Genomic DNA, 20,844 nt, shown 5'->3' with positions numbered 1-20,844 from the left:
CCCTTCCGCTTCTCTTAAAATGCGATTTTATAAGACACCCTTAGTCTGCCAATCTCTGATTTGCTGTTCAGTCACTCCAAGTGATTCTCTTAAAACAGCTTCAGTCTGTTCTCCTTTTTGAGGCGGCGGTGCTGGTGAAACCTCAAATTTGTCTCCATGCATTTTAATTTGTCCCTCTGAGGAAACAAAGTTCTTTTCCTTAAAATAAGGATAATTTGCAACCTCGCCGGCCTCCAAAACAGGGGCAATGCAGCAGTCGACCTTCATCCCAAATCCAGTCCACTCTGAGAGGGATTTGCTTTTAAAAAAATTAACAAGTTCCTTGTATATTGGATTGGTTTCATCCGGTTTTGAATAATGGGCAGGCAGCCAATCTTCCCTGCCGACAGCCTGGCAAAAATTTCTCCAGAACTTCGGTTCAAGAGCAGCCAGGCTAATAGATCGACCATCCTTGGTTTCATAGAGTCCATATGAAATTACGTTACCATTCAACGCAGAGACACCATTTGGATATCCAGTTTCTTTTTCAATCAGGACATGGTTCGCCATCAAGGATGCCATGCTGTCAGCAATTGAAATGCAATGATAACTCCCCTCTCCTGTTGATCCGCGGGCGACCAGACCAGCGAGGATGCGCTCGCTGGCTGCCATGCCGCCAATATAGTCGGCAAATGTATTTGATGGATGAATTAGCTTCCCGCTGCTATCCTTCAGCTGGGCAAGGGCACCGCTTAGACTCATGTAATTTAAGTCGTGACTGCCAAGCTGAGACATCGGTCCGCTGTTTCCGTAGCCAGTAATCGAGCAATAGACAATGCCGGGATTTATATAGCTTACCGTCTCATATCCGAGTCCGAGCTTTTCCATCACACCAGGGCGGAAACTCTCAACGACAGCGTCTGCATCTGCAAGGAGACCAAGTGCTATTTGCCTTCCTTCTCCATGCTTCAGATTGATCACAATGCTTTTTTTCCCCCGGTTGTGAGCAGTAAATACGTAACCGTTACCTGTATTCCTGGCAGGGTCTCCTTCTGGGGCTTCCACCTTTATGACTTCCGCTCCTAAATCAGCCAGCCTCAGCGTCGCAAAAGGGCCAGGTATATAATTCGTGAAGTCAATAATTTTAATCCCATTCAGCATTGTTCAAATTCCTTTCTTGTACGCTGACAGTCAATTAGAAAACAGCTCTTCCATTTGTTTACGGAGCATGAACTTCTGGATTTTTCCGCTTGCATTTCGCGGCAGAGCCTCAACGAATAGATATTTACGCGGACGTTTGTAATTCGCCAGGCTGTCGCTGTTCTTGCACCATTCGTCAAGCTGCTCCTCCGTGACCTGAGGATCTTTTTTTACAACAAAGGCAGTGACACTTTCACCCCACCGGTCATCCGGCTGACCTACTATGGCCACGTCAAGAACGCCTTCATGCGCATGCAGGACATCCTCAACCTCCCGCGGATAAATGTTTTCTCCGCCGCTTATAATCATGTCATCTACCCTGTCCTTGACCCATAGATAACCATCTTCATCCAGGTAACCGATATCGCCAGAATGATACCAGCCTTTATACATCGCTTTTTCCGAAGCCTCTTCACGATTAAAATAGCCTGACATTATGCAAGGGCCCTGGACAATGATTTCACCGCTTTCTCCTGGAGGCAGGATATCATCTGGATCTGAAGGGCCTTCTTCATTCGGCCTGACGATCCTGATTTCATGGTTCAAACAAGCCTGGCCTGCTGCACCTGCTTTGGAAAGCTGATCGTCTTCAGAAAGGAAGGTAATTGCCGGTCCCATTTCCGTCATTCCGTATGCCTGGACCAGCTTAATCCCCAGTTTGTCATGGCAGGCATGGACAAGCGATGGCGCCATTGGAGCGGCACCGTAAAGGCCAAGCTTCAGACTTTCGATATTATAGTCCTCTATTTTTTCCTGGAGGAGCATATTCCACATCGTTGGCGCAGCAAAGAATTTTGTCACTTTTTCAGAATCAATCAATTCCAGCACTTTTTTCGGTGCAAATTGATGGAGGATTACATTGCTCCCGCCGACATGAACCCTTGGGAGGAATGCACAGTGCAACTCGGCGCAATGGAACATGGGCGCAGTCACGAGACCAACATCCTTCGCCCTCAATTTAGTTGAACCAATCACAAGGAGGCTTTGTTCCACCATATTACGGTGCTTGTGCATAACCCCCTTTGGCCTGCCCGTCGTCCCGCTTGTGTACATGATTGCATACAAGTCATTTTCATTTACTTCAATATCTACCGGCTGTGGTTCCGCAGACTGCACTTTTTCATGGTAGCTCGCAGCATAATCCGGCGTTTCGGCATCAATGAACCAGAAAGCAATATGAGGGAAGCGATTTTCAATCGAAGCAATAACCGGTTCCACTGCTTTTTCAAAAAGAACAACCTTTGGAGCAGCATCGTTCAGGATGTAAGCAACCTCTTCGCCCATCAGCCGGAAATTGATAGGATTAAAGATTGCACCGATTTTGGCACAGGCAAAGAAGGCTGTACCCAGCTCCTCAGTATTGAAAAGGAAGGTGGATACTCGATCACCTTTTTTCACCCCTTCATTTAAAAGGGCATTCGCAAGCCGGTTTACTTCATCGTTCCATTGACTGTAAGTAAAGCGGACATTTTTGCGGGCATCATAGAGGGCTTCCTTGTTCGGGAATTTCATTACGGTCAGGTCAAAAATTTTGCCGATCGTCGTGCTCATTTTCATTCCTCCTGGTAAAATGTCGTTTTTTTTGCTTTACTGTGCATTAGCTGGGTGTATGCTGCTGGAGATACTCTATGAAACTATTACAAGGTGACTGAAGATAATCGATTATGAAATCTTTAGGTATGCTTTAATCCAGCCTTTCAATAATCGTGGCGTTCGCCATTCCATGGCCTTCACACATCGTCTGCAGCCCATAGCGTCCACCGGTTCTTTCCAGTTCGTGCATCATGGAGATCATAAGGCGTGCGCCACTTGCTCCTAACGGATGTCCAAGCGCGATTGCTCCTCCATTTGGATTCAGCTTAGCAGGGTCAGCACCCGTTTCCTTAAGCCATGCCATCGGAACGGGAGCAAACGCTTCATTCACTTCAAAAACATCAATATCCTCAAGCTTAAGCCCGGCTTTTTGCAAAGCTTTTTCCGTTGCTGGAATAGGCCCTGTCAGCATCAAGGTCGGGTCAGAGCCGACAACCACTCTTGTATGTACCTTGAAGCGCGGTCTAACTCCCAACTCTTCTGCCTTTTCTCGACTCATCAGAAGGAGTACTGCAGCTCCGTCACTGATTTGACTCGAGTTCCCTGCATGGATGACCCCATCTTCTTTAAATACCGTCCTTAAGCCTCCGAGAACCTCGGATGTCGTGCCTTCACGTGGGCCTGAATCTTCGGTCATCAAGGTTTTTTCACCATTTTCAAGTGTGACCTCGAGCGGCATGATTTCTTTTTTAAAATAACCTTCTGCCTGTGCCTTCAGGGCTCGTCTGTGGCTTTCAGCTGAGAACTCGTCAAGCTCTGTGCGGGTAAATCCATATTTCTCGGCGATTCTCTCCGCAGACAGCCCCTGATGGATAATTTCGTAGCGCTCCTTCAGTTTCGGGCTGAAAGGAACCGCATCCTGATAATTCGATCCCATCGGCACTCTTGACATATTCTCCACGCCACCGGCGATGGCGACATCCATGTCACCTGCCAGGATTGCCTGTGCTGCAAAGTGGACAGCCTGCTGGCTCGATCCACACTGACGATCAATTGTCGTACCCGGCACTTCAATCGGAAAGCCAGCATTCAAGGCTGCCACCCTTGCAATGTCACCTGCCTGCTCGCCTGCCTGTGTAACGCAGCCAAGAATCACATCTTCAACAAGGGAAGCATCAATGCCGGCTCGTTTCACAACCTCTTTCAGTACTTCTGCAGCCAGGTCGTCCGGCCGAATATCCTTCAGCAATCCTTTTCTTCTGCCAACCGGTGTTCTTACACCTTCCACTATTACAACTTCACGCATATATGAATCTTCCTTTCTGTTAATCGCATGTGTTTGTTTTTTAAGTTTTAGCGACTTTGGTGATTTATATGGACTTTATTGGAACATCCCTAAAGTGTTTTTGACTCTCACAGTGTTCCAATGGACCCTATTGGAACATCACGGAAGGGTTTTTGACTCTCACACCGTACCAATGGACCCTATTGGAACATCCCTGATGGTTTTTTCGCTCTCACACTGTTCCAATGAACCCTATTGGAACATCATAGAAGAGTTTTCGTCCCTCCCAGTGTTCCAATGAACCTTATTGAAGCATTCCTGAGACGGTTTTGGCTCCCGAATTGTTCCAATGTTCTATTTATACCTACCCCGTCTATAACCCCAAATTCTTCGCAATGATCGTCTTCATGATTTCATTCGTCCCAGCATAAATACTCGCTACCGGAATATCGCGGAACCTTCTGGCAATCTCGTATTCTTCCATATAGCCGTAGCCGCCATGAAGCTGCATGCATTCAGCCGCGATTTTCCGCGCGCTGTCGGTCAGCTTCCATTTTGCCATCGACACTTTGGTTACGACATCTTTTCCCTCGATATGCTCGCCGATCAACTGGTCAAGGAAGGCCCGGCTCATTTCTATTTCAGTTGCCATTTCGACGATTTTAAATTGGGTGTTTTGGAATTTGCTAACCGGCTTGCCGAATGCTTCACGGCTTTTCACGTATTCAATCGTCTGCTTCAGCATCACCTCGGACGCGGTCTGAGCGGCAATTGCCACAAGCAGGCGCTCCTGTTGCAGTTTTTCCATCAAGTAGAGAAAGCCTTTGCCCTCTTCACCAAGCAGGTTTTCCTTTGGCACCCGGCAGTCTTCAAAAATTAATTCAGCTGTGTCCTGGCAATGCAGCCCAACTTTATTCAGCTTTCTTCCCCGTGAAAAACCAGGTGTATCACGTTCGACCACAAGCAGGCTTACACCCTTATGCTTCGGGTTTGCTTTCGGATCTGTTTTACAGGCGACTACAATCAGATCTGACTGGATTCCATTTGTAATAAATGTTTTTTGGCCGTTTAAAATGTAGTGGTCGCCATCAAGGATGGCCGTTGTCTGGATGTTTGCCAAATCCGAACCTGTACCAGGCTCAGTCATCGCAATTGCTGTAATGATTTCACCTGTTGTGCATTTAGGCAGCCATCTTTTCTTTTGTTCTTCCGTGCCGAAAGCAGTAATATAAGGAACCACGATATCATTATGAAGGCCTACGCCTACAAGCCCGGAGCCCACCCGTTCCAGCTCTTCATTGATGACGACTGCGAATCCCCAGTCAACCTCACTCCCGCCATACTGCTCATCAATATCAGGGCAAAGATAGCCTTGTTCCCCCATTTTCGTCCAGAAGGAACGCGGGATCATCCTGTCCTCCTCCCACTGTTCATAAAATGGATATGCTTCTTTCTCTAAAAACTTCCTTAGTGATCTGCGAAAAATTTCGTGGTCATCCGTTAAATAAGGGTGTTTCATTCTTTTTCTCTCTCCTTTCATTCATTTACTGCTGCTTTACTTCATTTAATTTATGGCGCAGCTGGTACTTTAATATTTTTCCAGAAGCATTCCTTGGCAGTGCTTCCTCAATGAATATCCTTCTAGGAATCTTGTAGCCTGCTAGTTTTTGGCGGCAGAAGCTTTTCAGTTCCTGTTCATCCACAGCCGTACCTTGTTTCGGCACAATGACTGCACAGACAGCTTCTCCCCAAACTTCATCCGGGAGGCCGATGATCGCTGCTTCCAATACAGCAGGGTGTTCATACAGAACTTCCTCAACCTCGATAGAGTACACATTTTCACCGCCAGAAATAATCATGTCTTTTTTCCGGTCGACAAGCGTTATGAAGCCTTCTTCATCAATCGTTGCCAAATCTCCCGTATAAAGCCAGCCCTCTTTAATTGTTTTTGCTGTCTCCTCTGGCTTCTTGTAATATTCCTTCATAATGGATTCGCCCTTGATGATAAATTCACCGACTGCACCTGGCTTGATCTCCTTGCCTTCTTCATTGACGACTCTGGCTTCAGTCAGGAATGCTGCCTTTCCGCCTTTTCCAAAATGATTTTTATGTCCTTCGGGATTCAGCAGGATTCCGCCTGGACCAGCCTCGGTTAAGCCGCATAGATTATAGAACTGGTCTGTACGGAACAACTCAATGCTTTTTCGTACTAGCTCAGGTGCCATCGGTGCGGCGCCATATCCGCATCTTTTTATCGAAGAAAGGTCATAATCGGCAGCATTCTGTACCTGCAGCATAAAGTTATACATTGCAGGGACTCCGAAGAAATGGGTAATCTTATGCTCCTGAATTGCCTCTAGCGTTTTCACCGGATGGAAATCACGATGGATAATATGCGTTGCCCCAAGTACGACTCCTGAAATAAGAAACAGATTAAGCTGAGCTGAATGGAACAGCGGTGCGATATGAAGGATTCGTTCCTCCTGGTTGATGCCCATGCTGATCATCATCGTCAACCCTACATTGAAGACTCGCTTATGGTCAAAAAGGGCTCCCTTCGGTTTTCCAGTTGTTCCTGATGTATATAAAATTTCAAGATCGTCATGATCGTTGACTTCAATTGGCGGATTTTCCGAACTGACAGCCAATACTCCCTCATATGAGTGATGACCTACTGTGGTTGGAGTTCCGGTCGTGATCACATGGACGATGCACGTTCCTTCTCTTGCTGAAGTGATCGTGTCCTCGAATTCTTCGTCACAGATAACAAGCACCGTTCCAGACTGCTCGAGAATATAATGAACTTCTGATGATGTAAGGCGGAAATTTACTGGTACGATTACCGCGCCAATTTTAGCAGCTGCAAAAAAGGCAAACACAAACTTGTCAGAGTTCTTCATCATTAAAGCGACCTTTTCGCCTTTGCGAATCCCAAGACCGAGCAATCCGTGCGCCAGTTTATTTACTTCTTCATTAAACTGCTTGTACGTATACTTTCTGCCTTCACATTCGATTGCAAGCTTTTCTGGAGTTTTCCTTGCATTTTGCGCTAAATATGACCCGATATCCATACAGAATTTCCCCCTAGATAAAATTGGCGTATAAATTGAAAGCGTATCCAATTTTATACATGCAATAATTATGCCAATTTTCCGAAAACATAAATGGCAATATTATTAAGGAATCTTCACGCAGATTATGTATGCAAGTGTCCAGAAAATGGACACCTGCTTTGGACACTGATGTTCAAATATGCGGGTGCTTCTATTTTTTATCTCGTTGCTTCCATATATAGTATACGGTCCAAAAAATAGTCGGGACAACCAGTAGAATATACGGATAGAAACTTGATGGAAAGAAGGCCATTAATCCAATGCCACCGAGCAGGAATGGGGGCATTAATGTATGATATTTTTATCCCATTGCACTTAAAATCATCCTTTATACTGATAGCTGATACTTCTTTATTTTTTCATAAAGTCCTGACCGGCTGATCCCAAGCAGCCTGGCTGCCTGTGCTTTATTGCCGTTTGCCTGGGTTAGCGCCTTTCTGATGGCGCCAAGTTCCGCGTCTTCGGCAAGGCTTACTCTTGGCAAAGCAGGTTCGGTCACTTGAGAAATTAAGTAGTCAGGAAGATCCTCTCCCTGGATTTTTCCATGCTCAGCAAAAGTCATTGCCCGCTCGAGAACGTTTCTAAGCTCACGGACATTTCCCGGCCATTCGTATTGAAGCAGTGCCTTCATAGCCTGTGACGAGATTCCGGTTATGCTTGTGCCCAGCATCGAATTTAATTCCTTCATTAAACTGATGGTCAAATGCTCCACATCATGGAGCCGGTTTCGCAGCGGCGGAATGTTCAGGGAGATGACATTCAGCCTGTAATACAAGTCCTCCCGAAATTCTCCTGCCTTGACCATTTCCTCTAGGTTCCGGTTCGTCGCCGCGACAATCCTCACATCCACTTTAATGCGGGCATTCCCACCAACACGGTAAAATTCGCGCTCCTGCAGAACTCTTAATAATTTTGCCTGGAGAGCCAGTGACATATCGCCAATTTCATCAAGAAACAATGTGCCGCCGTTGGCAAGGTCGAACTTGCCGATTTTGCCGCGCTGCTTCGCCCCGGTAAAAGCCCCTTCCTCATATCCGAAAAATTCAGATTCAAGTAAATCCTCAGGAATCGCTGCACAGTTCACGACGACAAACTTTCCATCGCTTCTTGCACTGCTATTATGGATGGCATGCGCGAACAACTCCTTGCCTGTCCCGCTCTCTCCCCTAATCAGAACGGTTGATCTGCCTTTCGCTGCTTTTGCGGCACTTCTCTTTAATTTTTCCATATAAGGGTCTTCACTGAAAATATGGTCCCAAGTGAATCTTGCTGATTCCGATTTTTGCAGCTGCTGATGGTAAAAGCTCGCCTTGCTTTCCGCCTTTTGCAGCTTTTTGAACAGCTCGCTCACTTCATTTAATTGCCGAAACATCACCTTTCCAATTGCTCCGATGACCCTCCCATCCTTCTTGATCGGGATTCGGTGAACGATATATTTAATGCCATTCAATTCATGAAAATCACTGACTTCCGCTGTTTCTGTTTTGAACACATTGGCAAGCTTGAGTTGAGGAAGCACGAGATCGACTGGCTGATTTAAGACATCCTTTTTCTCCAGGCTGAAAAGCTCCAGCATCGGCGGGCTCACCATCGTGATGATATTCCTTTCATCTGTCATAAGGATTCCATCGTAGGCATGCTCTAGTGTAGTCTCGATGGTCAGCTTCAATTTTTTGACGGTTTGAAGCTCTTCAGCCATTAGTTCAATTTCGGAAATATCCTGGAATAAAACAATTTTTCCTTGCCGGTGGTTCACCGTCTCATATGCTGAAATATGCATAATGGATTTGTATTTTTCATAATGATGGTGGACAATGTTTTCAATGGGCAAGCCTGGGAACATGTCTTCAAGGCACTGAGATTGAATCGACTCTACTGAGCGGCCGCAAATTTTCGAAAGAGCTTCATTGGCATATATGATCCGCATGTTTTCGTCTGTCATCAGCACACCCATATTGGAATTCTTTAAAATCGTTTCCAGCTGCTCCTTCAATGTGTTTGCGGATTTAAGAAGCGACTGTACCATTTCCGTTTTGGTGAGCAATCCGATTACCTTATTATTCTCATCAAGGACAACCCCTGTACCAACCTTGCTCGTTTTTACAATTTGTTCAATTTGCTGATAGGGAGTATCGATCCGTATTGAGCGTGCGTCCTTTTTTATGTAGTCTTTTATCTGTGACTCAAGGGGATTGCCGTCAAGAATCATTTGATACAGCCCGCTCCGCGTAAAAATACCCTGGAGATTCCGATGATGATCCGTGACCGGCAGCAGGTTCCATTTCATCTGTTTGATGATTTCAATTGCCTCTCCCAATGTGGTTTCTTCCGTAATCGTACAATCGACCGGAGTTACGATATCTCTGAATTCAATCATCTCATTCTCCCCCCTTTGAAGTTGGTTTCTCTATTTAAATTTCTGAAAATTCAATCTGATATATCCATTATAAGGGTTACGGATGGCAAGGTACACTTTGCAGGCTGAATTTTTATCTATTTCTGAGGTTGTTTTAAACAAAATAGACTCTTTCCTTTTCAGAAAAGAGTCTTAATCTCATTTATTTTGGCTGCATCCTGATTGCACCATCCAGACGGATTGTTTCACCATTTAACATGGGGTTTGTAATGATGCTTTCGGCGAGATGGGCGTATTCCTCTGGAAATCCTAACCGCTGAGGGAACGGTACCATTTTTCCGAGAGAATCTCTTGCCTCCGCAGGCAGGGAATCGAACATTGGGGTATGGAATAAACCTGGCGCAATGGTCATCACACGGATTCCAAAAGCAGCTAACTCCCTGGCAATCGGCAATGTCATTCCTACAACTCCTCCCTTTGAGGCACTATATGCTGCCTGGCCGATTTGACCGTCAAACGCTGCCACAGAAGCCGTATTGATGATGACACCTCTTTCTCCCGTTTCATTTGGCTCGTTATTTGTCATTTGTTCGGATGCAAGGCGGATGACATTGAACGTGCCAATCAGGTTGATTGAAATCACCTTTGAAAACATGTCTAAGGAATGGACACCCTTGCGTGACAGTAGCTTAGCCGCAATCCCGATACCTGCGCAGTTGACCACCGTATTAATGGAACCGAAGGAATCAATCGCCTTGCTGACAGCGTTTGAGACATCCTGTTCACTGGATACATCTGTTTTTACAAAAACAGCACTTTCGCCTAATTCTTCAACAAGCTTTTGTCCCCTCTCCTCCGATAAATCCAGGATTGCCGCCTTGCCGCCCTGTTTGATGATGTTTCTTACCGTTGCTTCACCCAGTCCTGACGCGCCGCCAGAAACGATTGCCTTTACTTCACTCATTTTCATTCCGCATAACCTCCACTTTTATAAAAATTTACTAATTTTATATAAAGCAAGAATCATGCCAAGAGCATTAAGCCTGTATACTAAGGGGGCCTTTCTTTAAAAGTGTCCAGATTCCGGACATATTAAGGGGGGAATTGTAGATTTTTTCTGTTGTTGAGTAAAAATCACCAGTTGAGTTTACAGCATGCTTTCATCATTAATGACTTTTGAATTGTTTTTTACTTGATTGGGAGGCTTATATACTTGTTTTTGAACTTGTTGATTTTAATCTTGTACAATTGGATGGTTGGATCACCATTTGAAAAAGTTTTTTCAACGGTTGAGACAGTTTTTTCACCGGTTGGAATGATTTTATCTACGGTTAAAACGGTTTTATCACCGGTTGGGATAATTTTATCTACGGTTGAACCTATATCATAACAACTACCTGCATTAAACAACAAAAAAATGCAGAGCATCCGCCCTGCATTCATTCAACCAATCTATTAAGCTGCTTTTCGCTTTGCCCTGCTTTTAAGCATTAATTCCTCTAAAGCTCCGGACCCGAAAATAACGCCTGAAACGATGAAGACCAGGCCGAGTAAATGTGAGGATGTGATGTGTTCGCCAAGGAAAATGGCTGCGAATATAATTGAAAGAAATGTATTCAAATTAAGGAAAATAGACGCTTCAGCTGGTCCCGTTATCCCAATCGCGTAATTGTAGAGCATGTGCCCAACCGCTGTCGCAAAAATGGCTGATGCGAAGAACACACTCCATAATCCAATTGTGCCGTTGCCAATATGCGATAACCCTCCTGGTTCTTTCCAGAGCCCGATGAAAAATAACAAGATCGAACCGAACACAAGCATATATCCTGTCAACAGGCGAGGATCCAGTGTTCTTGCTGCCTTCGATATAATGATGAAACTGATGGCCTGCGACAGAATCGACAGGAATACATAAAAATCACCTAAAGACATCCCTGATAAACCTGTGCCGCCTGCGAGCACGGTCAAGGAAACACCAATCCCTCCGAAAATAAAACCAAGTGTCCGTACATGAGTCAGCTTTTTACCAAGGAAAAGAATGGCCATAAGGGCAGTCAGCAATGGACCAAGGCCCAGAATGAGTCCGCCATTAACAGCTGATGTCTCTTTAAGGCCGAGTCCCAGGAACAAGTGATGCCCTGTAACATTCAACATGCCGCCTCCAATTATATAAATTAATTCCTTCCTGGATGGAAGTCTGACTTTTTTCAAGAAAAAGAGAATGATAAATACAGTTATTCCGGCTGTGAAGACACGCAGTGACGTGATTGTGATTGGCGGAAAGTTTCCGACAATTACCTTAAGGGCCGTTACGTTCATTCCCCATAAAAACATGATTCCTGTAAGAATTAGATAGATTTTAAGATTTTTCATGGTGCATCCTTCTTTCGTTTAAACGGTTAAAGCATAAATTTCATTCTACTACTTTTTTACAAAAGGGCAAGAAAAATTGAATCTTTCTAACTCCCAAATCGGATCTTTTCAAATGAAACTAACTATAAATGTTGTTTGCAGGTAGTCTAAGACTTCCTGCTTTTCTTTGTTAAAAGTGCCAAAAAATAAGGTAGTTTGTCTCAGGTCGTTTTCCCTCTTCTCTCCCGTCGTACTAGGCGAAAAGAACGGTTTATTTTTATATTCAACAAAAACCGACAAAAAAAGGTTTGAAATTCAGAATGCTATCCATGAATAATCCATCTTGAAAGGAGGTGAAAGGATGCACTTCCGAAAATTGATTATTACTGGATTTATTGCTGGCACGGTTATATTTCTACCCGACCTTGCTTTTGCTGAAAAAGCTCCAGATACAGATAAGCGAGAACAACATGCGTCTGTCATCCAGGAAAAGGTACCAGTCCAGGCTGAAAAGGCTAAAGCTGTTGAAAAGACTGCAGCAAAACCTGATGTGAAAAAACCGCAGACTGAACGGAAGCCTGTAATAGAAAAGCCGGTTCAGGCAAAGGCTGTTGTCAAACCTCCTCAGGCTCATCAGCCAACTGGAAAAGCCAATGCCTCTTTAAATAGAAGCGAGAAGGCTGCCAAGACGCTCTTGCCGACTAATGTTTCTGGACAAAAGCGAGGCTTAGTGAAAAATATATCAAAGCCTAAGCCCAGCAATACGGAAGACAAAAAAGCTGCTGTGAAATCCATACATATTGAAAGTGGAGTTATGAGAGAAAAAAAACTTCAATCACCCGGATTGAAGGAAAAGGTGGAACCTTCTCAGGATATTGCCAAAAAGCCGGTCTCGAAAATGAAACCTGCTGCTAAGGCAAGTGTGCAAACACCTCCAATAAAAAGAGATGAACCTGTTTCCTCTGAAAATGAGAGGTATCCAAAACAAGATAACCTGCCTAATCCTCCATCACGTACGAAGACTTCAGGGGGGCCTTCAAGTGACCGGACAAGTAATGGAAGTACCAGCACAAGCTTTTTTGATAAGTGGTTCGTATGGAATCAAGATTTTAATCTAATTCTTACCCAGCCATTTTCATCCCGAGCTTCTATTTTTAGAAGCCAGTGGGTCAATGCCCCTCCATCACCGCCACCGATTGCAGCTCCTGTTTTTTTACCGTATACCGACGCAATTTGCCACGGATAACGATATTAAAAAAGGGAGCGAATAATAAAAATGAATAATTATATGAATGGAACTAAAGTTGTTAAATCTTTTATGTTAGCTGGAGTATTGTCTATTGGAGTCTTGACAGGCGGTCACTTTACCCAAGCTGCCGGACCTGAAAAAGTGAAAGTAGAACAATCTCACTCCGTTAAACCAGTGCAAGTGAAAACTGTAAACACGAAGAAAGCTGCCGTAAAAGTAACTCCTGCAGTTCCTGCGAAGCCTGCTGTAAAGGCTCAGCCAAAAGCAGAACCTAAGCTTGAGACGAAAGAAAAAGCAGTGAAATCACAGGCGAGCGTACATGCAAGCGAAACAGCTAAAAAACATGCTGCACCAAATGCAGCTGTTCACGCACCAGTCAAGCAAGCACCTGCTGAAGAAACGACTACTGAAGAAGTTGTAGTTCAAGAACCAGTTGTCGAAGATGTGGTGGAAGTTGAACCAGTTGCAACAGAGGAAGTAGCTGCTGATACTGAGTCTAAAGAAACTGCTGACATTGAAAATGATGCAAAAGCAAAGAAAGATGAAGATGAGGATCTTGATCCAGCTGCTGATATGAAAAAGGAAGATGAAGAAACAGAAGATGATTCTGATTTTAAAGACATCGACCTTGAGAAAGACGCAACTGTAAAAACTGAAGACGAAGATGAAAATGACTCTGATTCTAAGAACATCGACCTTGAGAAAGACGCGACTGTGAAAACTGAAGATGAAGATGAAAATGACTCTGATTCTAAGGACATCAATCTTGATTCAGATGCAACTGTAAAAACTGAAGATGAAGACGCTGTAACTACAGAAGAAGAAACTGAAGAAGAAAAAGTAAACCCTTCTGCTGCCAACAAAATCAATTCTCAAGGTTACGAGAACTCAAGCGCAAACGCTAAGTTGCATGCCGCTGCTAATTCAGCTGTTCTTGCTGTGGAAGCTTCTGAAGAAACTCCTGCTGAAGACGTTGTGACTGACGAAGACGCTGCTGAAGATGTTGTGACTGACGAAGATACTGCTGAAGACGTTGTGACTGACGAAGACGCTTCTGAAGATGTTGTGACTGATGAAGACGCTACTGAAGAAACTAAAGTATCTCCTTCTATTGCTAACAAAATGAAGTCTAAAGCTTACCATGCAAGTGAAAATGCTAAAGCGAACGCTAATGAACACTCAGCTGTTCATTATTCTGTAGAAGTTTCCGAAGAAGATGCTGCTGAAGAAGTGACTGAAGAGGTTGTTGCTGACGAAACTACTTCTGAAGAAGTGACTGATGAAGTTGCTGCTGACGAAACTACTTCTGAAGAAGTGGCTGATGAAGTTGCTGCTGACGAAACTGCTTCTGAAGAAGTAACTGAAGAAGTTGCTGCTGAAGAAGTTGCTGCTGAAGAAGTGACTGTTGAAGAAACTACTACTGAAAAAGAAGCAAAAGTAAACACTTCTGCTGCTAATAAAGCTGAGGCTAAAGCTAGTGTTAATGCAAGTGAAGTTGCCAAACAAGTTGCTGCTTTGATCTCTGCTGTACTTGCTGGTGAAGTTTCTGAAGAAGCTCCTGCTGAAGATGCTATTGAAGAAGTAATCATTGAAGCAGAAACAAAGTAATTGAGTTTTTTTTAATAAGAAAAGGACTTTCACAATTTGTGAAAGTCTTTTTTTCGGCCATTAGTGAACTAGATTCCCTGTCGTTTGCTGGTTATCCATCAGCCAATTATTTTCCTCATTTGCGACAATTAACTCATTAATTTCATATGTATTATAATATCTCTCTTTTATAAAAGGATCGCTCTCTACAAGGTTAATCGCCTCATCAATGTCCTCACAGTTCAGTACCAGCATGGCCTGTTCATTATTTTTAAAGGGACCTGCGATCATCAATTTTCCCTCTCGGCTTAAATGCCGAAGATGGTCGATGTGCCTGCTCAAAAGATTGGCATCAAGTTCCCCATCTCGTTTCTCCTTTAGAATCACTACAAACTTTTCCATAAAATAGTTCCCCGTCTCAATAAAATTTACAGTTCATTATACCATTTACCAATATATCTCATCAGGAATGAAATATTTCTTTGTTAAAACTACGCTTATTTGGGTAAATACATTTTAAGGAATATTATTTAAGGAGGCATTTAACTTATGATTCTTGTCTATATCAGCATCGCTGTCATTGTGGCTTCCTTGGCATATCTGGGGTTTGTGGCATTTAAAACCTTTAAAGCGGCGAAACCTTCAATTGAAAGCCTACAGGAAACAGCGACCAGGATGCAGGTTAAAACAAATGCAATCAAGCATGAAACCGATAAACTTACGATTCATCAGCAACAGCTAATGTCAGATTTTGAGGAAAAGAAAAAAGCGGTCAACACCGTCGTTTTTTCGGTAAAACAAACACCTGTTGTCGTCAAGAATGCACTTGTGACCAAGCCAGTCGCTGCTCTTGAACGTCAGTATAAAGCAAGACAATGGAAACGCAATCGCAAAAGTAGAATGGCGCAAACACAATCTTAAACAGGGCTCTCCGCCCTGTTTTTTTATTTCTCCCCACTAAGTGACGATCTTCCCATTTAAAATCTCTTGGTTCATTCCTTAAATAATCGAATCCAACTATTTATAAGACTTTCTAGAGCTTCGTAATTTTAGGTATTTCGTACGATTGTCGAAATAATAATTAATTATTATTATGTATAAATATACAATATTAATTAAACGGAGGAATACATAAATGAAACATAAAAAAATCATTTCAGGAGTAATGGCAGCAAGTTTGCTCGCTGCTTCACCATGGACTCCCGCCCTGGCGGAGACTTTTAATTGGAAGAATGTAAATGTGAATGAAGAACAAGATGGAAGTCTGTTCAACAGTGAAAACTATGACTTTATGAAATTCTCGGAAATTGGCTTAAAGCTTGCTGAGATAGAGAAGCAATCAAACCGCATTAAGGTTGAAGTAAAGGGCCAATCATCTACTGGACAGCCTCTGTATGTCGTCACGATTGCTGCACCTGATACTCAGGGCAAGTTTGGTAAAATCCAATCTTTAAGAAAACAAATGTTCAAGAATCCTGGAAAAGCTCAAGACTGGATTCAAAATAACCCTGACTTCAAGGTTCCGGTCATGATTAATGGTTCAATCCACGGAACAGAGTTTGTCGGCAGTGACGCAGTGATGCAGCTGATCGAGCGTTTTGCCCTTGAAAATGATGATAAGACAAAAGAAATCTTGGAAAACAACATCTTAATTTTCAATGTGGTTCAGAACCCGGATGGCCGTATTAATGCTACTCGTTTTAATGGAGAAGGCATTGACTTGAATCGTGACTTCATTACGCAATCGCAGCCAGAAACGCAGGAAACTGTCGCGTTAATCAAGGAATGGAACCCAATGGTCTTCCTTGATACCCATGGCTATGTTAAAGGTTATGCACCAAATAAGCAGGGGTTGATTGAGCCTTGTACACCTCCACATAATCCAAACTATGAATATGATCTTTACAATAAATGGGCCTCTAAACAGGCAGAGGCAATGGAAGCTCAAATCATGTCAAACAAGAACAAATTTACTGGCAGCCTCTATCAGTCAATGGAGGGAGTCTATGTCCCTCAGCGTGATGACGCAGCAGGCTGGGATGATTACCCGCCAATTTTCACGCCAATGTACGCTATGTACCATGGAGCATATGGCCATACGCTAGAGGCACCTACCAATGACCTTGACGGTGTTCAGTGGATGTATGATGCAATCATGGGTGCACTTCAATATGCAACTGATAACAAGCAGGACATGATTACCGACCAAATCGAAATGTTCAAGCGCGGAATTAATTTTGACCATCCGTTCCATGATGAGGGTTTCTTCCCTTCAGCTTATGTACTGCCTGTAGATTCTGAAGATCCAACTGTCACTCAAAAAGCGATTGCCCACCTTCAGAAAAACGACATTGAGGTTGTTCAGGCTTCAAAATCCTTCACTGCTGACGGAAAGTCCTATCCAAAAGGAACATATGTCGTGAAAATGGACCAGGCTAAGGCAGGTCTGGCTAATACAATGCTTTGGGATGGCGAAGATATATCCGAAGACACACCTTATATGTATGACATTTCAGCATGGAGCTTGCCAGAGCTTTGGGGATTCGAAGCGATTGCTGTGGAAGATGAGTTCAATATGACCGCTGTAAAAGTGAATCAGGTACAAAGCCCGGGTACAATAACTGGAAAAGGTCCATTCTTGATTCCAAATAGCTCTGTAAAGGCTGTAAATCTTGTAAATACATTGCTTCAACAGGGCATCACTGTAAAAAGGGATAATGCAGGCAATTTTTATACTGAAGCATCTGCAAATGTGATTTCTGCTGCTGTAAAACAGTCCGGGCTTCAGATTGGAACGGCAAAGGTACCTGCAGATACAGTTGACGTTTCTGACGTAAAGGTCGCCATCTTAAAAGACGGCGGAATGGGCAAAGTTCAGTCACATTCAGGAACAAAACTCGCTCTTAAGCGTCTCGGATTTAACGTTAGTGAAGTGACTCCTGCTGAAGTTGCTGAAAAAAGCTTAGCTGGATTCGAGGTGTTTGTTTACAGTGGTACAGAAAACCTGATTTCGACTACCCTATCAACAGCAAATAAGGAATTCGGTTTCCAAAACCCAGCTCAGCTCGATCAATTTAAAGCAAATCTTGAATCCTTCTTGAAGGCTGGCGGCAAATATATCGCTGTTGGTGCCGGGGCTTCTAGAGCAACAAAAACACTTGGTCTGACGGATGATCAGATTAACGTCGGCGGATCCAACAGCAACGGAATTGTAACGGTTGATTATCAAGGTTCCGGAGTAACAGCAGGTTACAGCCAGAATGATATCGGCTTCGTTTACCGCCCAGTTTGGTATACCAACACTGATAATGATCAAGTTGCTGCAACCTTTAAAGATAGTTCTGACTTCTTTGTTGCAGGTCATTGGAGAGAAGACGCGAAAAAAGGTGAAGCACAAGGCAAAGCAGTAATCGTGAAAGAAAAGGATAAAGATGTCACGATGATCGGTCTAGAAGCAGGCTTCCGGGATCATACAGACTATCTGTTCCGACTTCTTTCCAACAGCATTTTTGAAAAATAAGCATTGAAAAAGCATCGGGAAACATCCCGATGCTTTTTTTACAGGAATCTTCTATAGATAAAGTCCAGCCAAAAAGATACCCAGTGCTTTTTCATAAATCTCATCAAACTGGGATATTGGCAGCGGATTGATTCCAGAACCCAGTTCCACGGTGAAGCCTGGACGGCGCCAATCCTGGATGAACCAGTCTTTATAGCCTGCATAGCTTTCAATTGTCTTGACTGGCGTGTAGCCGCTTACCCGGGCGAATTCATTGGCCATTGCTTCGGATTCAGGCGGCTCAAGGTTATCAAAGCCCCAATAAATCTCTTCTCCCTGGGTATGGAAAGCAATGACTCGCGAAAAATCACGCTTTTTAGTCAGTTCTGCCATTCCAATTGCTTCAGGTTCGGTCAATGGGCGCTCACCGCCATAATCCCTTGGACCTGGCTGTTTTGGATTGCGTGCTTTTTCAAGCTCCCATTTTGCCGGGAACTGGTCGTTCAAGTCGACCCCTCGTATATTCGCCTTCCAGCCTGAGAAATCCATGCTCCCCTTATTCAGCTCGACAATGCTGTCATTCCACGGCTCCTCTTCAGGCGGACCATTCAAAACCAGATTCACGCCATCAGGATTAACCATAGGTACAATTGACAGAGTTGTTTGGTTATAGAAGTTTGCCATGGACAGCCCACGGATCGAAGTTTTATTCGTTACGGCAAGCAGGTAATCGTTTAAAAAAGTCATGATAATCGGAGTCGTGATCCATTCATTCGCATGGAATGAAGCATTATAATGGACTCTTTTGCTCCCTTTGCCTATTAACGCTTCCGGTATCTTTTTCCCTAAAACGGAATTTCCGATGGACGGCAGCTGCATAAATGGATAGACACTCTGCAAGCGATTCAAGTCATTCGTAAGTGCAGCATAATCATAATTTTTCTTTCCCTGGACAATCCTCCACGTAATCCGCAGAGGAATCTTGATCATCTGTCCAATATACAACCCGTTTGGATTGATATTCCGGTTTGCCAGCAACAAAGCATCCACCTGCAGTTTCCTGTTCTGTGCAATTGCCCACAATGTATCCCCTGCCCTGATTCTGTAATCCACTGCAGCATAGCCGGGAATCCTAACCTTCTGTCCAGCCATTAGTGCATTAGGGTCCAAATCGCGGTTAGAATCTATGATCAGCTGAAGAGAGACATTAAAAACATTGCTGTAGTACCAAAAGGAATCTCCCCTTCTCACATATATATCCATAGCGCTCCTCCTGTCCTTACTAAAGGTTGCATCTATATATATGTATGTGACTACTTTTCAAAACTGGCAGGAATATTTAAGAAACATGTTATTTAATGAAGTATTTTACAAAATATTTGCTTATACCCTAACCTTTTAATCCAGTCAAAAAAGCTTTGACAGCCTCCTTATAACTTTCGTCTAAATCCAGCGATAGTCCAAAGCCACCTTTCTGTTCAAGGGAAGCAAAACCATGCATAATGCTTCTTAACCCTCTGACAGTATGAATAGCAGAATCCTCCTTTAATTTAAATGGCTCGATGGTCGAAACGACCAGGTCAACAATTTTTTTCCCTGCGTAATAAACTTCTGTATCAGCAGGATCCGGTGCAGCTAAAGCCGACTCGTACAAACCAGGATTTTTTCTTGCAAAAGAAAGATAGGATTCACTGATCGCCAACACAGCCTCCTCTCCAGGATGCTTGCCTGCTGCCGCTGTGGCTAATCCACGGTAAAGCTTCTCTAATGAAAAAATCGCCAGCTCTCTTTTGATTCCCGGAAGTCCCTCAAAGTGGTTATATAATGAAGGAGGTTTTATCCTTAGCTTTTTCGCAAGCAAAGCAAGGGTAACGTTCTCGCTTCCAAATTCATTTGCCAGCTCAGCTGCCGCCATGATAATTTCGGTTTTATCTAGAGCTACTTTCGGTCTAGGTGACATGTTCTTTCTCTCCTTCTATTTGGATAAAATCGCTTCGGCTTTCTTGATCGCTTGTTCTAGCTGTTCTTCAGGAAATCGAAGCAATTCCCCATGCCCCACTGCAAGCAAGCTCGGTTTTAGTCCTTGAATGATTCTGGCGCTTTCCAGCGATGCTTCTTTGTTCCAAGTTGCCATTGCCGGAAACGGAAACCACGGAACTGTTACGCCTGACACGGCCGTTCCTCCTCTGGTCTGGAAAGCATCACCCGCAATTACCGCATTCGTCCTTACATCAAGGAATGACATGGATCCAGGTGTATGACCAGGTGTTAAAAAGGCGGTTAACGAGCCAATTTTATCGCCATCCTGTAAAAATACATCCGGCTTCGTTTTTATATTCTTAGGTATTCCCCCGCGAATTGGCAGCTGTGGTTCTGAAGGGTCCAACGATATATCTCCAGCAAGCAGGCGAGAATCTCTATCTGAAATATAAACAGGTACTTGCAGCTTATCTTTCAATTTATCAAGTGCCCCAATATGGTCACCATGTGCGTGAGTCAGAACAATTCTTGTGATTGGCTTCCCAATTTCCTTTGCAGCCTGCAATATAGGTTCTGCACTATTAGGCAATGCCGCGTCGATCAAAGTCAAACCATCCTCTTCTTCGATAAAATAACAATTTACTGGAAACAATTTTGGCATAAACGTCAGTTGATATAAAAACCCTTCTTTTATCACTCTCATGAACTGAC

The 20,844-nt window shown here is 43.7% G+C and carries 17 protein-coding genes; 5 read left to right on the top strand and 12 right to left on the bottom strand.

Annotated features, from left to right (window positions below; translation table 11 throughout):
• Nucleotides 1-27: 27 nt before the first annotated feature.
• The 7 genes from V7201_RS12910 to V7201_RS12880 form a co-directional block, all read right to left on the bottom strand.
• Nucleotides 28-1,140, bottom strand: a complete 1,113-nt coding sequence (locus V7201_RS12910; RefSeq protein WP_335377151.1) for a CaiB/BaiF CoA transferase family protein — start codon at nt 1,138-1,140, stop codon at nt 28-30.
• Between the two features lie 30 nt (nt 1,141-1,170).
• Entirely contained in the window at nt 1,171-2,730 is a 1,560-nt protein-coding gene (locus V7201_RS12905; protein ID WP_335377150.1) for a fatty acid--CoA ligase, read from the bottom strand.
• A 133-nt stretch (nt 2,731-2,863) separates the two neighbouring features.
• Nucleotides 2,864-4,018, bottom strand: coding sequence for a thiolase family protein (locus V7201_RS12900; RefSeq protein ID WP_335377149.1), 1,155 nt, complete (start codon nt 4,016-4,018; stop codon nt 2,864-2,866).
• Nucleotides 4,019-4,370: 352 nt separating this feature from the next.
• Nucleotides 4,371-5,516, bottom strand: a complete 1,146-nt coding sequence (locus tag V7201_RS12895; protein WP_335377148.1) for an acyl-CoA dehydrogenase family protein — start codon at nt 5,514-5,516, stop codon at nt 4,371-4,373.
• A 25-nt stretch (nt 5,517-5,541) separates the two neighbouring features.
• Nucleotides 5,542-7,068, bottom strand: coding sequence for an acyl-CoA synthetase (locus V7201_RS12890; protein WP_335377147.1), 1,527 nt, complete (start codon nt 7,066-7,068; stop codon nt 5,542-5,544).
• Nucleotides 7,069-7,438: 370 nt separating this feature from the next.
• Nucleotides 7,439-9,487, bottom strand: coding sequence for a sigma 54-interacting transcriptional regulator (locus V7201_RS12885; RefSeq protein WP_335377146.1), 2,049 nt, complete (start codon nt 9,485-9,487; stop codon nt 7,439-7,441).
• 181 nt (nt 9,488-9,668) lie between these two features.
• On the bottom strand, nt 9,669-10,436 hold the full coding sequence (locus tag V7201_RS12880) for a 3-hydroxyacyl-CoA dehydrogenase (RefSeq protein ID WP_335377145.1): 768 nt from the start codon (nt 10,434-10,436) through the stop codon (nt 9,669-9,671).
• Between the two features lie 243 nt (nt 10,437-10,679).
• Between V7201_RS12880 and V7201_RS12875 the strand changes: the two genes are divergently transcribed.
• Entirely contained in the window at nt 10,680-10,856 is a 177-nt protein-coding gene (locus tag V7201_RS12875) for a hypothetical protein (protein WP_335377144.1), read from the top strand.
• Between the two features lie 65 nt (nt 10,857-10,921).
• Here V7201_RS12875 and V7201_RS12870 read toward each other — a convergent pair whose 3' ends face one another.
• Nucleotides 10,922-11,839: a DMT family transporter gene (locus V7201_RS12870; RefSeq protein WP_335377143.1), complete on the bottom strand. Its 918-nt coding sequence runs from the start codon at nt 11,837-11,839 to the stop codon at nt 10,922-10,924.
• Nucleotides 11,840-12,179: 340 nt separating this feature from the next.
• Between V7201_RS12870 and V7201_RS12865 the strand changes: the two genes are divergently transcribed.
• Together V7201_RS12865 and V7201_RS12860 are read left to right on the top strand one after the other, a co-directional pair.
• Nucleotides 12,180-13,064, top strand: a complete 885-nt coding sequence (locus V7201_RS12865) for a hypothetical protein (protein ID WP_335377142.1) — start codon at nt 12,180-12,182, stop codon at nt 13,062-13,064.
• Between the two features lie 30 nt (nt 13,065-13,094).
• On the top strand, nt 13,095-14,675 hold the full coding sequence (locus V7201_RS12860; protein WP_335377141.1) for a hypothetical protein: 1,581 nt from the start codon (nt 13,095-13,097) through the stop codon (nt 14,673-14,675).
• A 60-nt stretch (nt 14,676-14,735) separates the two neighbouring features.
• Here the strand turns inward: V7201_RS12860 and V7201_RS12855 are convergent, their stop codons facing one another.
• Nucleotides 14,736-15,056 (bottom strand): YciI family protein, encoded by a 321-nt coding sequence (locus tag V7201_RS12855; protein WP_335377140.1) that lies wholly within the window; start codon nt 15,054-15,056, stop codon nt 14,736-14,738.
• 147 nt (nt 15,057-15,203) lie between these two features.
• Between V7201_RS12855 and V7201_RS12850 the strand changes: the two genes are divergently transcribed.
• Both V7201_RS12850 and V7201_RS12845 read left to right on the top strand, forming a co-directional pair.
• Nucleotides 15,204-15,575, top strand: a complete 372-nt coding sequence (locus V7201_RS12850; RefSeq protein WP_335377139.1) for a DUF948 domain-containing protein — start codon at nt 15,204-15,206, stop codon at nt 15,573-15,575.
• A gap of 214 nt (nt 15,576-15,789) precedes the next feature.
• Nucleotides 15,790-18,174 (top strand): M14 family zinc carboxypeptidase, encoded by a 2,385-nt coding sequence (locus V7201_RS12845; RefSeq protein WP_335377138.1) that lies wholly within the window; start codon nt 15,790-15,792, stop codon nt 18,172-18,174.
• Nucleotides 18,175-18,225: 51 nt separating this feature from the next.
• Here V7201_RS12845 and V7201_RS12840 read toward each other — a convergent pair whose 3' ends face one another.
• The 3 genes from V7201_RS12840 to V7201_RS12830 form a co-directional block, all read right to left on the bottom strand.
• Nucleotides 18,226-19,416, bottom strand: a complete 1,191-nt coding sequence (locus tag V7201_RS12840; RefSeq protein ID WP_335377137.1) for a M14 family metallopeptidase — start codon at nt 19,414-19,416, stop codon at nt 18,226-18,228.
• Nucleotides 19,417-19,543: 127 nt separating this feature from the next.
• Entirely contained in the window at nt 19,544-20,113 is a 570-nt protein-coding gene (locus tag V7201_RS12835) for a TetR/AcrR family transcriptional regulator (protein ID WP_335377136.1), read from the bottom strand.
• 15 nt (nt 20,114-20,128) lie between these two features.
• On the bottom strand, nt 20,129-20,836 hold the full coding sequence (locus V7201_RS12830; RefSeq protein ID WP_335377135.1) for an MBL fold metallo-hydrolase: 708 nt from the start codon (nt 20,834-20,836) through the stop codon (nt 20,129-20,131).
• Between the last annotated feature and the right edge of the window lie 8 nt (nt 20,837-20,844).

This window comes from Bacillus sp. JJ1122, from assembly GCF_036964885.1.
Classification (GTDB): domain Bacteria; phylum Bacillota; class Bacilli; order Bacillales; family Cytobacillaceae; genus Mesobacillus.
Note: the sequence above shows the minus strand (reverse complement) of the source record. Positions and strands in the feature narration are given on the sequence as shown.

Coding starts and splice junctions, on each gene's coding strand:
- V7201_RS12910 (WP_335377151.1), bottom strand. CDS start 1,140: ATGCTGAATGGGATTAAAATTATTGACTTCACGAATTATATACCTGGC.
- V7201_RS12905 (WP_335377150.1), bottom strand. CDS start 2,730: ATGAGCACGACGATCGGCAAAATTTTTGACCTGACCGTAATGAAATTC.
- V7201_RS12900 (WP_335377149.1), bottom strand. CDS start 4,018: ATGCGTGAAGTTGTAATAGTGGAAGGTGTAAGAACACCGGTTGGCAGA.
- V7201_RS12895 (WP_335377148.1), bottom strand. CDS start 5,516: ATGAAACACCCTTATTTAACGGATGACCACGAAATTTTTCGCAGATCA.
- V7201_RS12890 (WP_335377147.1), bottom strand. CDS start 7,068: ATGGATATCGGGTCATATTTAGCGCAAAATGCAAGGAAAACTCCAGAA.
- V7201_RS12885 (WP_335377146.1), bottom strand. CDS start 9,487: ATGATTGAATTCAGAGATATCGTAACTCCGGTCGATTGTACGATTACG.
- V7201_RS12880 (WP_335377145.1), bottom strand. CDS start 10,436: ATGAAAATGAGTGAAGTAAAGGCAATCGTTTCTGGCGGCGCGTCAGGA.
- V7201_RS12870 (WP_335377143.1), bottom strand. CDS start 11,839: ATGAAAAATCTTAAAATCTATCTAATTCTTACAGGAATCATGTTTTTA.
- V7201_RS12865 (WP_335377142.1), top strand. CDS start 12,180: ATGCACTTCCGAAAATTGATTATTACTGGATTTATTGCTGGCACGGTT.
- V7201_RS12860 (WP_335377141.1), top strand. CDS start 13,095: ATGAATAATTATATGAATGGAACTAAAGTTGTTAAATCTTTTATGTTA.
- V7201_RS12855 (WP_335377140.1), bottom strand. CDS start 15,056: ATGGAAAAGTTTGTAGTGATTCTAAAGGAGAAACGAGATGGGGAACTT.
- V7201_RS12850 (WP_335377139.1), top strand. CDS start 15,204: ATGATTCTTGTCTATATCAGCATCGCTGTCATTGTGGCTTCCTTGGCA.
- V7201_RS12845 (WP_335377138.1), top strand. CDS start 15,790: ATGAAACATAAAAAAATCATTTCAGGAGTAATGGCAGCAAGTTTGCTC.
- V7201_RS12840 (WP_335377137.1), bottom strand. CDS start 19,416: ATGGATATATATGTGAGAAGGGGAGATTCCTTTTGGTACTACAGCAAT.
- V7201_RS12835 (WP_335377136.1), bottom strand. CDS start 20,113: ATGTCACCTAGACCGAAAGTAGCTCTAGATAAAACCGAAATTATCATG.
- V7201_RS12830 (WP_335377135.1), bottom strand. CDS start 20,836: ATGAGAGTGATAAAAGAAGGGTTTTTATATCAACTGACGTTTATGCCA.